This is a genomic window from Streptomyces sp. KPB2 (assembly GCF_003950055.1).
GTDB classification, from domain to species: Bacteria; Actinomycetota; Actinomycetes; order Streptomycetales; family Streptomycetaceae; genus Streptomyces; species Streptomyces salinarius.
In genome coordinates this window covers 3785073-3801335 of the sequence record NZ_CP034353.1, presented here as the reverse complement: position 1 = coordinate 3801335, position 16263 = coordinate 3785073, and the positions used below count along the sequence as shown (strand labels likewise).

Sequence of the window (16263 nt, the reverse complement as noted above, 5' to 3'; positions counted from 1 at the left end):
GCTTCAAGCCGAGGTGTCCCGAGGGACGACCGCTCGATAGCAAGGTGCTGGAGGATCCGTGGACCTGTCCCTGTCGACCCGTACCGTCGGCGATCGTACGGTCGTCGAGGTCGGTGGCGAAATTGACGTATACACCGCGCCCAAGCTGCGTGAGCAGCTGGTCGAGCTGGTGAACGACGGGAGTTTCCATCTCGTCGTCGACATGGAGGGCGTGGACTTCCTCGACTCCACTGGGCTCGGCGTCCTGGTCGGTGGACTGAAGCGGGTGCGTGCCCATGAGGGCTCGCTGCGGCTGGTCTGCAACCAGGAGCGCATTCTCAAGATCTTCCGTATCACCGGCCTCACCAAGGTGTTCCCCATTCACACCTCGGTCGAGGAAGCGGTGGCGGCCACCGACTGACGACCGGTTCCGGGCCCTCGGGGCCCGGAGCGGCAAGGAGAACGAGGGGGGTCCGGGCTGTCGGCGGCCCGGACCCTCGAAAGCACGCCCGTAGTCCGAGGGGGATGCATGGCCACCGTCGAACTCCGCTTCAGCGCGCTGCCCGAGCACGTCCGCACCGCCCGTCTGGTGGCGGCCGCGGTGGCGCGCAGGGCCGGAGTGGACGAGGCCGTCCTCGACGAGGTCAGGCTCGCCGTCGGCGAGGCCTGCACCCGGGCTGTGGGCCTGCATCAGCACGTCGGCATCACGGCGCCGGTCAAGGTGTCGCTGATCGAGGAGGAGAAGCAGTTCTCCATCGAGGTCGGTGACGAGGCGCCGCACGCGGTCCCCGGGGTCAAGACCTCCGGGGACGCCGCCGAGGAGCTGGAGGCCGAGGAGGACGAGATGGGTCTGGCGGTCATCAGCGGACTCGTCGACGACGTGGAGGTCTCGGCGGGCGAGGACGGCGGGCTGATCCGCATGACCTGGCCCACCGCGCCGGCGGTGCTGCCGCCGATCTGACCCGCCGCGTCACTTCCGCATCACCCGTGTCACCCGGAGGGCCCCACCTGGTGGGGCCCTTTGCCGTGCGCGGACATACATTGGTGCCGTGCGGGCGTTAAGTGAATTCATTCACGATCAATCGCACAGAAAATTGATCAGCAAACGGATCACGGCATTAATGCCGGAGGGGCATTACTACTTCCGGCTCCCTTGTGGTTGACAGGTCAATTCCTTTTGTCGTGCACTGTTTTGATCAGGTTCCGGTACCTACAATCCCGTCCACATCTTGAGCTCAGCCCAAGCGTCAAGGAGGACGAATGGCGGAGCTTTCCACCCCTCATCAGTTGGGCGATCCCTCCCACCTCGCGGCTGCCGTGCTGACCGACGGAAACCGCGCCCTGGTCGCGGTCATCGCGGTCGTCGCGCTGGCCGCGCTGGTGCTCGCGGGCGTCCTGGTGCGCCAGGTGCTCGCGGCGGGCGAGGGAACCGACAGCATGAAGAAGATCGCGGCGGCCGTTCAGGAAGGCGCGAACGCCTACCTGGCCCGGCAGTTGCGCACGCTCGGCGTATTCGCCGTCGTCGTGTTCTTCCTGCTCATGCTGCTGCCCGCGGACGACTGGAATCAACGTGCCGGACGTTCGATCTTCTTCCTGATCGGAGCGGCGTTCTCGGCGGCCACCGGCTATATCGGCATGTGGCTCGCGGTACGCAGCAATGTGCGCGTCGCCGCGGCGGCGCGGGAAGCGACACCGGCGCCCGGCGAACCGGAAAAGGATCTCACTCTCGTCTCGCACAAGGCGACGAAGATCGCGTTTCGTACGGGCGGCGTCGTCGGCATGTTCACGGTGGGGCTCGGCCTGCTGGGCGCCTGCTGCGTGGTGCTGGTGTACGCGGCCGACGCGCCGAAGGTGCTGGAGGGCTTCGGCCTCGGTGCCGCGCTGATCGCGATGTTCATGCGGGTCGGCGGCGGCATCTTCACCAAGGCCGCCGACGTCGGCGCCGACCTGGTCGGCAAGGTCGAGCAGGGCATTCCGGAGGACGATCCGCGCAATGCCGCGACCATCGCCGACAACGTGGGCGACAACGTCGGCGACTGCGCGGGCATGGCCGCCGACCTCTTCGAGTCGTACGCCGTCACCCTGGTGGCCGCGCTGATCCTGGGCAAGGTCGCGTTCGGCGACTCGGGGCTGGCGTTCCCGCTGCTGGTCCCGGCGATCGGCGTGATCACGGCGATGATCGGCATCTTCGCGGTGGCTCCCCGGCGGTCCGACCGCAGCGGCATGAGCGCGATCAACCGGGGCTTCTTCATCTCCGCGGTGATCTCGCTGGTGCTGGTGGCGGTCGCCGTCTTCGTCTACCTGCCCGGCTCGTACGCCGACCTGGACGGCGTCACCGACGCGGCGATCGCGGGCAAGAACGGCGACCCGCGGATCCTCGCGCTGGTCGCGGTGGCGATCGGCATCGTGCTCGCCGCTCTGATCCAGCAGCTCACCGGCTACTTCACCGAGACCACCCGGCGCCCCGTCAAGGACATCGGCAAGACCTCGCTCACCGGTCCCGCCACCGTCGTCCTCGCCGGAATCTCACTCGGCCTCGAATCCGCCGTCTACACCGCCCTGTTGATCGGCCTCGGCGTCTACGGGGCCTTCCTGCTCGGCGGTACGTCGATCATGCTGGCGCTGTTCGCGGTGGCGCTGGCCGGCACCGGCCTGCTCACCACCGTCGGCGTCATCGTCGCCATGGACACCTTCGGTCCGGTCTCCGACAACGCGCAGGGCATCGCCGAGATGTCCGGCGACGTCGAGGGCGCCGGCGCCCAGGTCCTCACCGACCTGGACGCCGTCGGCAACACCACCAAGGCCATCACCAAGGGCATCGCCATCGCCACCGCCGTACTCGCCGCCGCGGCCCTGTTCGGGTCGTACCGCGACGCCATCACCACCGGCGCGGCGGACGTGGGCGAGAAACTCAGCGGCGAGGGCGCGCCGATGAACCTGATGATGGACATCTCGCAGCCCAACAACCTCGTCGGGCTCATCGCCGGCGCCGCGGTCGTCTTCCTCTTCTCGGGGCTGGCGATCAACGCGGTGTCCCGGTCGGCGGGCGCGGTCGTCTTCGAGGTGCGCCGGCAGTTCCGGGAACGGCCCGGAATCATGGACTACAGCGAGAAACCCGAGTACGGCAAGGTCGTCGACATCTGCACCAGGGACGCCCTGCGGGAGCTCGCCACGCCCGGACTGCTCGCCGTGATGGCGCCCATCTTCATCGGGTTCACCCTCGGTGTGGGGGCGCTCGGCGCGTTCCTGGCGGGCGCGATCGGCGCGGGCACGCTGATGGCGGTGTTCCTCGCCAACTCCGGCGGTTCCTGGGACAACGCCAAGAAACTCGTCGAGGACGGCCACCACGGCGGCAAGGGCAGCGAGGCCCACGCCGCCACCGTCATCGGCGACACCGTCGGCGATCCCTTCAAGGACACCGCGGGCCCGGCGATCAACCCGCTGCTGAAGGTCATGAACCTGGTGGCGCTGCTCATCGCCCCCGCCGTCATCAAGTTCTCCTACGGGGCCGACAAGAGCATCGGCGTACGGGTGCTGATCGCCGTCGTCGCGTTCGTCGTCATCGCGGCGGCGGTCTACGTGTCCAAGCGGCGCGGGATCGCCATGGGCGACGAGGACGACTCCGACGAAAAGCCCAAGTCGGCCGATCCGGCGGTGGTTTCGTAGGCATCCGCCCCGGGGCCGCTCTGCGGACTGGCCAGGGGGCGGAGGCAAAGGACGGGCGGGCGGCGCGTGTTGACGCGTCGTCCGCCCGTTTCGCGCGTGCGCGCCCCTCAGGCCGTGAGCCTTCTCTCCCTTGTTCGTCTTGGTGCAAATGGCTTCAATACCGTCATAACGGATGTTCGTCCAGTGGATGTCCCCCATCCGGCGTGTATGTTCCGGGGCCGAGAGCCATGGAAGGGACCAATCCGGTGAACAAGAAGCTCGCGGTCGCACTGTCCGGCGGTGCGGTACTGGTACTGGCGCTGACGGGATGCGGCGGCAGCGACGACAACGAGAAGCTGGACTCCTGGGCCAAGGAGGTCTGCGAGGGAGTGCAGCCGCAGGCCAAGAAGATCGCGGCGGCCAACGCGGCGATCCAGAAGGAGACCTCGGACAGCAGCACGCCGGCCGAGGTCCAGAAGACCGACGCGAAGGCGTTCCAGGACATGTCCGACGCCTACAAGGCGATGGGCGCCACCGTCCAGAAGGCCGGCCCCCCGGACGTCGACGACGGCGAGAAGAAGCAGAAGGACGCCGTCACCGAGCTGAACGGCCTCTCCTCGTCGTACGCCTCCCTGCGCAAGCAGGTGGAGGAGCTCAACACCAAGGACCAGGCGGAGTTCGCCGACGGCCTCAAGGACATCGCCACCGAGCTGAACAAGCTCAGCAAGAGCGGCAACGACGCGCTGAAGACCCTGGAGGAGGGCGACGTCGGCAAGGCGATGGCCAAGCAGCCCAGCTGCAAGTCGGCCTCGGCGACCCCGTCGGCCGCCAAGGGCTGACGGAGCGGCGCCAACACGCGGACGCGGGGCGGGGCCCGGACCGCCGGGCCACAATGGGGGTGTGAGTAACGCCAGCCTGTCCCCCCTGCCCGCCGCCGACCGCCCCGACGTCACCGCCCGGCTGCGGGACGCCCTGCTCGGGGCGTCCTTCACCGCCGACGGACTGCTGGAGCTGCTCGGCGCCCCCGCCTACGCGGCCCTGTCGCGCAGCGAGACCGTGCCCGCGCTCCGGGCGACCCGCGGCGACACGCCGCTGGAACTGCTCGTCCGGCTGTTCCTGCTCCAGCAACCCGTGCCCCACGCGCGCGTGGCGGACGTGCTGCCCGCCGACGCCTGCCTGGAGAGCGGATGGCTCGAGCACGCGGGCGACGACGAGGTCACGGCCACCGTGGACGTGCGGCCCTACGGCGGCCCCGACGGCGAGGACTGGTTCATCGTCTCCGACCTCGGCTGCGCGGTCGGCGGCGCGGGCGGCATCGGCAACCACGCCGAGGGCGTCGTCCTCGGCGTCGGCGGCGCCTCCACGACCCTGGCCGGCCTCACCGTCCGTACGCCCGTCTCCGCCGCCCTCGACCTCGGCACCGGCTCCGGCATCCAGGCGCTGCACGCCGCCGCGCACGCCACGCGCGTGACCGCCACCGACGTCAACCCGCGCGCGCTGCACATCACCGCGCTCACCCTCGCCCTGTCCGGGGCCCCGGCCGCCGACCTGCGCGAGGGCTCCCTCTACGAACCGGTCGCCGACGACGAGACGTACGACCTGATCGTCTCCAACCCGCCGTTCGTGATCTCACCGGGCGCCCGGCTCACCTACCGCGACGGCGGGATGAGCGGGGACGATCTGTGCCGCACGCTCGTTCAGCAGACGGGGGAGCGCCTGAACGAGGGCGGGTTCGCGCACTTCCTCGCCAACTGGCAGCACGTGGAGGGGGAGGACTGGACGGACCGGCTGCGCTCCTGGGTGCCGCGCGGCTGCGACGCCTGGATCGTGCAGCGCGAGGTGCAGGACGTCACCCAGTACGCCGAGCTGTGGCTGCGGGACGCGGGCGACCACCGCGGCGACCCGGCCGCGTACCAGGCGCGGTACGACGCGTGGCTGGACGAGTTCGAGGCGCGCAAGGTCAAGGCCGTCGGCTTCGGCTGGATCACCCTGCGCCGGACCGGGGCCGCCGAGCCCTCGGTCGTCGCCGAGGAGTGGCCGCACCCGATCGAGCAGCCGCTCGGCGAGACCGTGCGCGCCCACTTCGACCGGGTCGACTACCTGCGCTCCCACGACGACGCGGCCCTGCTGGAGGCCCACTTCACGCTCGCCGGCGAGGTCGTCCAGGAACAGGTCGGGCTGCCCGGCGCCGAGGACCCGGAGCACGTCGTCCTGCGCCAGAACCGCGGCATGCGCCGGGCCACCCGGGTCGACACGGTCGGCGCCGGTTTCGCCGGCGTCTGCGACGGCACCATGAGCGCCGGCCGCATCCTGGACGCCATCGCCCAGCTGGTCGGCGAGGACCCGGTGGCCCTGCGCGACCGCACGCCCGCACAGATCCGCCTCCTGGTGGAGCAGGGCTTCCTCGAACCGGCGTAGGGCGGCCCGGTCGCCGGGCGTGGGTGCGCGCACCCATTTCCTTCCGCGCCGTCCCGTACCGCCCGCACCGCCCCGCCCGTGCAGCCGGTGCCGCACGCGTGCCGCGGTCCCGTCGTCTCCCCGTTCACCTCGGGTTCGCCTGCCCGCCTCCCGTGGGTGACAGCCTCCGGGAGGCCGGACACGCGGACCGGCTTGCGCCGGCTGGAGAAAAGGGGCACGGGGACCATGGAGAGCGGGCCGGCGATCTTCGCGGGATTGGTGTTCGCCCTGTTCGGGGCCGGTCTGCTGGCGTGGACCACGACGCGGGTGCGGCACGGCCGGCCCGTCGCGCTCGGTGTGAGCCCCGTCGCATCCGCGACCGTCGCGAGCGTCGCCGCCGTGATCGCGCTGGGCGTCGGGGCGTGGTGCCTGACGCAGGCGTGAGGAGCAGGTCGGCGGCCTCGGCCGAAGCGCCGCCGAAGTAACCGGGGGATCGCGCTCCGGATACACGCGTCGGGGCAGGTGAGCACTCCGGGCGGCAGGAACAGGGTTCGTCGGGTTACCGTTCGAGTGGCCGTTGTGGGCTTTTCCCGTTTGACACGGGGGCGGGAGGTACCGTCACACTCCGCAGCGTCACGATCGAAACACAGAACGACCCGACCCGGGACCACGCCCTGGGGAGGCCCAGCGTCGACCGGAGAGAAGAGCGAAGTTGTCCCCGACCAGCGAGACCGCGAAGGGCGGCCGCCGACTCGTCATCGTCGAGTCGCCTGCCAAGGCGAAGACGATCAAGGGCTATCTCGGCCCTGGCTACGTCGTCGAGGCGAGCGTCGGGCACATTCGCGACCTTCCCAGCGGCGCGGCGGAGGTGCCGGAGAAGTACACCGGCGAGGTGCGCCGCCTCGGTGTGGACGTCGAACACGACTTCCAGCCCATCTACGTGGTCAACGCCGACAAGAAGTCCCAGGTCAAGAAGCTCAAGGACCTGCTGAAGGAGTCCGACGAACTCTTCCTCGCCACCGATGAGGACCGCGAGGGCGAGGCCATCGCCTGGCACCTGCAGGAAGTCCTCAAGCCGAAGATCCCGGTCAAGCGCATGGTGTTCCACGAGATCACCAAGGACGCGATCCGCGCCGCCGTCGCCAACCCGCGCGAGCTGAACCAGAAGCTGGTCGACGCCCAGGAGACCCGCCGCATCCTCGACCGCCTCTACGGCTACGAGGTCTCGCCGGTCCTGTGGAAGAAGGTCATGCCGCGCCTGTCGGCAGGCCGCGTCCAGTCCGTCGCCACCCGGCTCGTCGTCGAGCGGGAACGCGAGCGCATGGCGTTCCGCTCCGCCGAGTACTGGGACCTCACCGGCACCTTCGCGACGGGCCGCGCGGGAGACGCCTCCGACCCGTCGTCGCTGGTCGCCCGCCTCCAGACGGTCGACGGACGGCGTGTCGCGCAGGGCCGCGACTTCGACTCCCTGGGGCAGCTCAAGAGCGCGAACACCCTCCACCTCGACGAGGCGAACGCCCGCGCGCTCGCCGCCGCGCTGGAGAACACGCGCTTCGCCGTCCGCTCCGTCGAGTCCAAGCCGTACCGGCGCTCGCCCTACGCCCCGTTCCGCACGACGACGCTGCAGCAGGAGGCCTCGCGCAAGCTCGGCTTCGGCGCGAAGTCGACCATGCAGGTCGCCCAGAAGCTGTACGAGAACGGCTACATCACCTACATGCGTACGGACTCCACGACCCTGAGCGACACGGCCGTCTCGGCCGCCCGCGCCCAGGTGACGCAGCTGTACGGCGCCGACTACCTGCCGCCCCAGCCGCGCACGTACGCCGGCAAGGTCAAGAACGCGCAGGAGGCGCACGAGGCGATCCGCCCCTCCGGCGACCGCTTCCGCACGCCCGCCGAGACCGGTCTGACCGGCGACCAGTTCAAGCTGTACGAGCTGATCTGGAAGCGGACCGTCGCCTCCCAGATGAAGGACGCGACCGGCAACAGCGTCACCGTGAAGATCGGCGGCGCCGCCTCCGACGGCCGGGACGTCGAGTTCAGCGCCTCCGGCAAGACCATCACCTTCCACGGCTTCCTCAAGGCCTACGTCGAGGGCGCCGACGACCCGAACGCCGAGCTGGACGACCGCGAGCGGCGCCTGCCGCAGGTCGCCGAGGGCGACGCGCTGACGGCCGAGGAGATCACGGTCGACGGCCACGCCACCAAGCCCCCGGCCCGCTACACCGAGGCGTCGCTGGTCAAGGAGCTGGAAGAGCGCGAGATCGGCCGCCCGTCGACGTACGCGTCGATCATCGGCACCATCCTGGACCGCGGCTACGTCTTCAAGAAGGGCACGGCACTCGTCCCGTCCTTCCTCTCCTTCGCCGTGGTGAACCTCCTGGAGAAGCACTTCGGGCGGCTCGTCGACTACGACTTCACCGCCAAGATGGAGGACGACCTCGACGCCATCGCCCGCGGCGAGGCCCAGGCGGTGCCGTGGCTGCGCCGCTTCTACTTCGGCGAGGGCGACGGCGCGGGAGGCGGCGGCGCGGCCGACGCGGGCAACGGCGACGGCGACCACCTCGGCGGCCTCAAGGAACTGGTGACCGACCTCGGCGCGATCGACGCGCGCGAGGTGTCCTCCTTCCCCGTCGGCAACGACATCAAGCTGCGCGTCGGCCGCTACGGCCCGTACGTCGAGCGCGGCGAGAAGGACGCCGAGAACCACCAGCGCGCCGACGTCCCCGAGGACCTGGCCCCGGACGAGCTGTCCGTGGAGCTGGCGGAGGAACTGCTCGCCAAGCCGAGCGGCGACTTCGAGCTGGGCACCGACCCGGCCACCGGCCACGCCATCGTCGCCAAGGACGGCCGCTACGGCCCGTACGTCACCGAGGTGCTCCCCGAGGGCACCCCGAAGACCGGCAAGAACGCCGTGAAGCCGCGCACCGCCTCGCTGTTCAAGTCGATGTCGCTGGACACCGTGACCCTCGACGACGCCCTCCGGCTGATGTCGCTGCCCCGCGTCGTCGGCACCGACGCCGAAGGCGTCGAGATCACCGCGCAGAACGGCCGCTACGGCCCGTACCTGAAGAAGGGCACGGACTCGCGGTCCCTCCAGACCGAGGAGCAGCTCTTCGACATCACGCTGGAGGAGGCGCTGGCGATCTACGCCCAGCCCAAGCAGCGTGGCCGGGCCGCGGCCAAGCCGCCGCTGAAGGAGCTGGGCACCGACCCGGTCAGCGAGAAGCCGGTCGTGGTCAAGGACGGCCGCTTCGGCCCGTACGTCACCGACGGCGAGACCAACGCGACCCTGCGCTCCGGCGACAGCGTCGAGGAGATCACGCCCGAGCGCGGCTACGAGCTGCTGGCCGAGAAGCGCGCCAAGGGTCCCGCCAAGAAGACGGCGAAGAAGGCCACGAAGAAGACGGCCGCCAAGAAGGCCCCGGCCAAGAAGGCGGCGGCGACCAAGAAGACCGCCGCCGCCAAGACCACGGCGGCCAAGAAGACCGCCGCCAAGAGCACGGCGAAGAAGACGACCGCCAAGAAGGCGACCGCGGCGAAGGCGTCGGAGGACTGAGCCCGGCTCAGACCCCCGCCTTCTCGCAGGCTCTTCGTCACACTCTCTTCGCGAAACGAACGCCCCGGCATCAATTCGGTGTCGGGGCGTGCGTACGTTCGGCCGGGCACACCGGACTGTCGGCGCCGACCGATAGGCTGAACGCATGACGCGAGCCGAGCAGCCAACGGCCCCTCACCCCGCCCCGGACGACGCCCTGGTCGCGGACTCCCGCGAGCGCGCCGTCCGCGCCCTGCTGCGCCGTCCGCAGCTGAGGCGTTTGTGGAGCGCACAGCTCGTGGGGGGTGTCGGCGACATCCTCGCCCTCCTGGTGCTGGTCCTCCTCGCGGTCCAGGCCGCGATCGGCGCGGGCTCCTTCGGCGGGGGCTACCGGGGCGTGGCGTTCGCAGTGGCGACCGTTTTCGGCGTCCGCATCCTGGCGACGCTGCTCTTCGGCGCCGTCCTGCTCGGGCCCCTGACCTCACTCACCTCACAGGACGGCCCGCTCGACCGGCGCTGGACCATGGTCGGCGCCGACGGGCTGCGGGCAGCCCTGCTGATCGTCGCCCCGCTGTGGATCGACTGGACACCCGACAACGCGCTCGCCGTCCTCCTGGTGACCGTCTTCGTCACCGGCGTCGCCGAGCGCTTCTGGACCGTGTGCCGGGAGAGCGCGGCCCCCGCGCTGCTGCCCGCCCCGCCTCTGGAGGGCGCGACGGTACGGCCGCTGCCGGACCACATGGACGCGCTGCGCCGCCTGTCGCTGCGCACGAGCTTCGTCGCGATCCCCTTGGCGGCCGTCGTCCTGGTCGTCGCCGGGCTCCTGAACAACCTGCTGGGCGCCGGCGTCGACTGGTTCGCCGAGCACCAGGCGGCGCTCGGCTCGTACGTGGCGGCCGGGCTGTTCGCCGCATCCCTGTCCGTCGTGACCTTCCTGGAGCTGCCCGCGGTGCGCACCCCGCGCGCGCGGTCCCCGCTGGAGGGCATGCGCCGGCCCAAGAGCGGCGGCGGCAACAGCGGCGGCGTCGACAAGGGCCGCACCGGCGCGCTCCCGCTGCTGGTGTTCGCCTGCGCCGCGGTCGCCGCGGTGGTGGCCGCCACCGTCGCCGTGGCCGTCCTGCACGCCAAGGACCTGGGCGGCGGCCCGGTGCTCTACGGCCTGGCGGTGGGCGCGCTGACCGGCGGCGTCGTCGTCGGCATCCGCACCGCCCCCGCCCTGCTGCCCTCCCTGTCGCGCCGGCGGCTGCTCGCCCTGGCGATCGCCTTCGCCGGCGTCACCCTGCTGGCCGCCGGACTCGTCCCGGACGACACCACCGTGCTGCTGCTCCTGGCGTTGACGGGGGTCGGCGCGGGCGTCGCCGCGAACACCGGACACGCGCTGCTCGACCAGGAGACCGAGGACCACCGCCGGGCCCGGATCACCGAGCACCTGCACGCGGTCGTCCGGGTCTGCGTGGCGCTGGGCGCGGTCGTCGGACCCGTGCTGGCCGCGGCGATCGGACCGCACCGGCTGGAGAGCGGCAAGTTCGTCTTCGCCCACGGCGGCGCGGCGTTCGTCCTGATGCTGCTCGGCGCCCTGCTGCTGCCGCTGGCCGCGCTGGTGCTGGCCAAGGTCGACGACCGCTCCGGCGTGCCGCTGCGGCACGACCTGCGGGACGCGCTGCTCGGCGGCGACGACCCGGTGCCGACGCCCGCGACGAACGGTTTCTTCATCGCCCTGGAGGGCGGCGACGGGGCGGGCAAGTCCACCCAAGCCGAGGCCCTCGCCGAGTGGATCCGCGGCAAGGGCCACGAGGTCGTGCTCACCCGCGAGCCGGGGGCGACCCCGGTGGGCAAGCGCCTGCGCTCCATCCTGCTGGACGTCTCCAGCGCCGGGCTGTCGCACCGCGCGGAGGCGCTGCTGTACGCCGCCGACCGCGCGGAGCACGTCGACACCGTGGTCCGGCCCGCCCTGGAGCGCGGCGCCGTGGTCGTCTCCGACCGCTACATCGACTCCTCGGTCGCCTACCAGGGCGCCGGCCGCGACCTGTCGCCGACCGAGATCGCCCGCATCAACCGCTGGGCCACCAACGGCCTCGTCCCGCACCTGACCGTCCTGCTGGACGTGGCCCCCGAGGCCGCCCGCGAGCGGTTCACCGAGGCGCCGGACCGCCTGGAGTCGGAGCCCGCCGAGTTCCACGCGCGCGTGCGCTCCGGCTTCCTCACCCTCGCCGCCGCCGACCCGGGGCGCTATCTCGTCGTGGACGCCGGGCAGGAGCCCGAGGCCGTCACCAGCGTCGTACGCCACCGGCTCGACCAGGTGCTGCCGCTGTCCGAGGCCGAGATCAAGGCCCAGGAGGAGGCGCGCCGCAAGGCCGAGGAGGAGGCGCGCCGCAAGGCCGAGGAAGAGGCCGCGCGCAAGGCCGAGGAGGAGCGCCTGGAGCGCGAGCGCCTCGAGGAGGAGGCGCGGGTGCGCGCCGAGGAGGAGGAGCGCAAGCGGCGCGAGCTGGAGGAGGCGCAGCGGCGCGAGGCCGAGCGGCAGGCCGAGGAGGCCAGGCAGCGGGCCGAGGAAGCACGCCGCAAGGCCGAGGAGGAGCGGGCCCGGCTCCTCGCGGAGGAGAAGGCGCGCGCCGAGGAGGAGGCGCGGCTGCGGGCCGAGGAGGAACGGCGCCGCAAGCAGGCCGAGGAGGAGGAGCGGCTGCGCGCCGAGGCAGAGGCCCGGCGCCTGGAGAAGCAGCGCAAGGCGGAGGAGGCCCTGCTGCGCGCCGAGGAGGCGCGCCGGGCGGCGGAGCAGGCGGCGGCAGCGGCGGCGGCCGGACCCAAGCCGGCGGCCCCCGCGGCGGCGGACGCACCCCGCCCGAAGCCGGCGGCCTCGGCACCCTCCGACGCGGCGACCGTGCCGACCCCGGTGGTGACCCCGACCAACGCCTCCGGCGGACCGGTGGAGGACACAGCCGTACTGCGGCCGGTGCGCGACACGCCGGACGACGACCGGGCCGACGACGCCGGCGACGGCGCCCGCGGGCCCGACGACGGCGGCCGGGCGTCCGGCGAGTCCGAGTCCGAGGTGACGACCGAGCTGCCCAAGCCGCAGGTGCCGTCCGGTGCGGCGGACGAGACGGCGGTGCTGCCGGCGGTCGAGCCGCGGGACGCCGAGGAGACGGCGGTCCTGCCGCCCGTGACGCCGCCGGGTGCCGCCGACGAGACGGCCGTACTGCCGCCCGTGCGCGGGGACGACCCCGCCGACCGGGTCCCGCCGGGCTACTTCCGGGAGGACGCCCCGGCCGAGGAGGCCCAGGACCGCACGCGCGAGCTGCCCCGGATCGACCCCGACCAGGCACCGCCCCGCAGGCGCCGCTCCGACTGGGCCGAGGAGACCCCGCTGGACGACCTGCCGACGCTGGCGGACGAACTGCTCGGGCCGCACGACGAGGACGAGGCGGGTCGGGACGACGACGGCCGCGGCGGCAAGGGCGGCGGCCGAGGCAGGGGCCGAGGACGGCGCTGACGACGGCGACGGCGCTGACGACGGCGACGGCGCTGACGACGGCGACGGCGCTGACGACGGCGACGGCGCTGACGACGGCGTCGAGCAGCTGAGCACCTGAGTACCGGGACGCCCGGGGCCCACGCCCCGGGCGTCCCGCCGCGTTGCAGGTGCCGCCCCGCACGGTTGTCGGTGCCGCCCCGCACAATGGAGGGCGCGCCGCGGATCAGCGAGGCGTATCAGCGGGGCGGCCCGGCGCGGCCGGCCCAGTGCGACGGAAGGACGGCGTGACCCATGACCGTGTGGGACGACCTCGTCGGGCAGGAGAAGGTGTGCGAGCCGCTCGTCGCCGCCGCCCGGGATGCCGACGCCTTCGTCACCGCCGCCGCGGCCGACGGCCCCCTCCCGCAGGCGACGAGCATGACGCACGCCTGGCTGTTCACGGGCCCGCCCGGTTCCGGCGTGACCCAGGCGGCCCGGGCCTTCGCCGCCGCCTTGCAGTGCGTGAGCCCCGACCGTGCCCTCGGCGGCGTCCCCGGCTGCGGCTTCTGCGACGGATGCCACACGGCGCTGGTCGGCACCCACGCGGACGTCAGCACCGTGGTCGCCATGGGCGCCGAGATCCTCGCCAAGGACATGCGGGACACCGTCCGCAAGTCGTTCACCTCGCCCGCGAACGGCCGCTGGCAGATCATCCTCGTCGAGGAGGCCGAGCGGCTCAACGAGAAGTCGGCCAACGCCGTCCTGAAGGCCGTGGAGGAACCGGCCCCGCGCACCGTCTGGCTGCTGTGCGCCCCCTCCGTCGAGGACGTCCTGCCCACGATCCGCTCCCGCTGCCGCCACCTGAACCTGCGCACGCCGTCGGTCCAGGCCGTCGCCGACATGCTCGTCCGGCGCGAGGGCATCGAGCCGGACGTCGCCGCCGCGGCGGCCCGCGCCACCCAGGGCCACATCGACCGTGCCCGCCGCCTGGCCACGGACCAGGCCGCCCGGGCCCGCCGGGAGGCCGTGCTGAAGCTGCCGCTGCGGGTCGAGGACGTCGGAGGGGCCCTCAAGGCGGCCCAGGAGCTGGTCGACGCCGCGGCGGAGGACGCCAAGCAGCTCGCCGAGGAGATGGACACCAAGGAGACCGAGGAACTGAAGGCGGCGCTGGGAGCGGCCCAGGGCGGTCGACTGCCCCGCGGCACGGCCGGCGTGATCAAGGAGCTGGAGGCCGACCAGAAGCGTCGCAAGGCGCGCACCCAGCGCAACAGCCTCGATCTGGCCCTGAGCGAGCTGACCGGCTTCTACCGCGACGTCCTGGCGCTCCAGCTCGGCTCCCGCGTGGCGATCGCCAACGCCGACGCGGAGGACTCCCTGGAGCGGCTCGCCCGCGGCAGCACGCCCGAGTCCACGCTGCGCCGCATCGAGGCGATCGCGGCCTGCGGCGAGGCCCTCGACCGTAATGTGCCCCCACTGCTGGCGGTGGAGGCGATGACGATGGCCCTCAGAGCGGGCTGAGCAGGCGTTTCCGTGCTCCGTCCCGCGGAAGGCACCGGGCGTTGACGCCGTAGCCCGTACGAGGCATACGGGCCACGCACCGCGATGAGGTGGTCGCGGAGCGTTACGCTCGACGGATGCACACAAGGCGCACTCACCGCAGGACCCGCACCGGCAGCACCCGTTTCCGAGCCACGCTGCTCGCCGCCGCGCTGCTCGCCACCGCCTGTTCGGCCGGCGGCGCGTCCACCTCCGCCGGATCCCCCGCGGCGGAGGCGGCAGGGTCGACGGAAGCGGCCACGGCGACCCTGACCCCGCTGCCGAAGGGCACGCCCTCCGAGCTGGCGCCGTACTACGAGCAGAAGCTCGGCTGGCGCGACTGCGGCGTCCCCGGTTTCCAGTGCGCCACCATGAAGGCACCGCTCGACTACGCCAAGCCCACCGAGGGCGACGTCCGGCTCGCGGTGGCCCGCAAGAAGGCCACGGGACCCGGCAAGCGAATCGGATCGCTGCTGGTCAACCCGGGCGGCCCGGGCGGCTCGGCGATCGGTTACCTCCAGCAGTACGCGGGCATCGGCTACCCGGCGAAGGTCCGCGCCCAGTACGACATGGTCGCGGTCGACCCCCGCGGGGTGGCCCGCAGCGAGCCCGTCGAGTGCCTCGACGGCCGCGAGATGGACGCGTACACGCAGACCGACGTCACGCCCGACGACGCGGACGAGACGGACGAGCTGGTCGACGCCTACAAGAAGTTCGCCGAGGGCTGCGGAGCGGACGCCCCGAAGCTGCTGCGCCACGTGTCGACGGTCGAGGCGGCGCGGGACATGGACGTCCTGCGCGCGGTGCTGGGCGACGAGAAGCTGAACTACGTCGGAGCCTCGTACGGCACGTTCCTCGGCGCGACCTACGCCGGCCTGTTCCCGGACCGGACGGGCCGCCTGGTCCTGGACGGCGCGATGGACCCCTCCCTGCCCGCGCGCCGCCTGAACCTGGAGCAGACGGCGGGCTTCGAGACGGCGTTCCAGTCCTTCGCGAAGGACTGCGTGAAGCAGCCGGACTGCCCCCTCGGCGACAAGGGCACCACCCCCGACCAGGTCGGCAAGAACCTCAAGTCCTTCTTCGACGACCTGGACGCGAAGCCCCTCCCCGCCGGCGACGCAGACGGCCGCAAGCTCACCGAGTCCCTCGCCACCACCGGTGTGATCGCGGCGATGTACGACGAGGGCGCCTGGCAGCAGCTGCGCGAGTCCCTCACCTCGGCGATCAAGGAGAAGGACGGCGCGGGCCTGCTGATCCTCTCCGACAGCTACTACGAGCGCGAGGCCGACGGCGGCTACAGCAACCTGATGTTCGCCAACGCCGCCGTGAACTGCCTCGACCTCCCCGCCGCCTTCACCTCCCCGGACGAGGTGCGCAAGGCCCTCCCCGACTTCGAGAAGGCATCCCCGGTCTTCGGCGAGGGCCTGGCCTGGTCCTCCCTGAACTGCGCGTACTGGCCGGTGCGGCCCACGGGCGAGCCGCACCGCATCAAGGCGGCGGGCGCCACCCCGATCGTCGTCGTCGGCACCACCCGAGACCCGGCCACCCCCTACCGCTGGGCCGAGGCCCTGGCCGACCAGCTCTCCTCCGGCCGCCTCCTCACCTACGAGGGCGACGGCCACACCGCCTACGGCCGCGGCAGCGCCTGCATCGACTCCGCGATCAACACGTACCTGCTGACCGGCACGGCCCCGAAGGACGGCAAGCGCTGCTCCTGACC

General features: G+C 72.2%; 10 protein-coding genes. All 10 read left to right on the top strand.

What is annotated here, in order from left to right; all coding sequences use genetic code 11:
* Positions 1-58: 58 nt before the first annotated feature.
* Positions 59-400 carry an anti-sigma factor antagonist BldG gene (gene bldG, locus D1J63_RS16795; RefSeq protein ID WP_003975386.1) on the top strand — a complete coding sequence of 114 codons (342 nt, stop codon included), beginning with the start codon at positions 59-61 and terminating at the stop codon, positions 398-400.
* Positions 401-508: 108 nt separating this feature from the next.
* Positions 509-940, top strand: coding sequence for an ATP-binding protein (locus tag D1J63_RS16790; protein ID WP_102931021.1), 432 nt, complete (start codon positions 509-511; stop codon positions 938-940).
* Between the two features lie 299 nt (positions 941-1239).
* Positions 1240-3645, top strand: a complete 2406-nt coding sequence (locus D1J63_RS16785) for a sodium-translocating pyrophosphatase (protein WP_102931022.1) — start codon at positions 1240-1242, stop codon at positions 3643-3645.
* A gap of 227 nt (positions 3646-3872) precedes the next feature.
* A complete protein-coding gene (locus D1J63_RS16780; RefSeq protein WP_061443334.1) occupies positions 3873-4463 on the top strand; it encodes a hypothetical protein in 591 nt (196 codons plus the stop codon).
* A 61-nt stretch (positions 4464-4524) separates the two neighbouring features.
* Complete coding sequence (locus tag D1J63_RS16775) at positions 4525-6042, top strand: methyltransferase (protein WP_125629622.1); 1518 nt, start codon at positions 4525-4527, stop codon at positions 6040-6042.
* 225 nt (positions 6043-6267) lie between these two features.
* Complete coding sequence (locus tag D1J63_RS16770; protein WP_102931024.1) at positions 6268-6465, top strand: hypothetical protein; 198 nt, start codon at positions 6268-6270, stop codon at positions 6463-6465.
* Between the two features lie 268 nt (positions 6466-6733).
* On the top strand, positions 6734-9580 hold the full coding sequence (gene topA, locus D1J63_RS16765) for a type I DNA topoisomerase (protein WP_125629619.1): 2847 nt from the start codon (positions 6734-6736) through the stop codon (positions 9578-9580).
* Between the two features lie 145 nt (positions 9581-9725).
* On the top strand, positions 9726-13046 hold the full coding sequence (gene tmk, locus D1J63_RS16760; protein ID WP_125629617.1) for a dTMP kinase: 3321 nt from the start codon (positions 9726-9728) through the stop codon (positions 13044-13046).
* Positions 13047-13319: 273 nt separating this feature from the next.
* Entirely contained in the window at positions 13320-14525 is a 1206-nt protein-coding gene (locus D1J63_RS16755) for a DNA polymerase III subunit delta' (RefSeq protein WP_125629615.1), read from the top strand.
* Positions 14526-14641: 116 nt separating this feature from the next.
* Entirely contained in the window at positions 14642-16261 is a 1620-nt protein-coding gene (locus D1J63_RS16750; RefSeq protein ID WP_125629613.1) for an alpha/beta hydrolase, read from the top strand.
* The last annotated feature ends 2 nt before the right edge of the window (positions 16262-16263 follow it).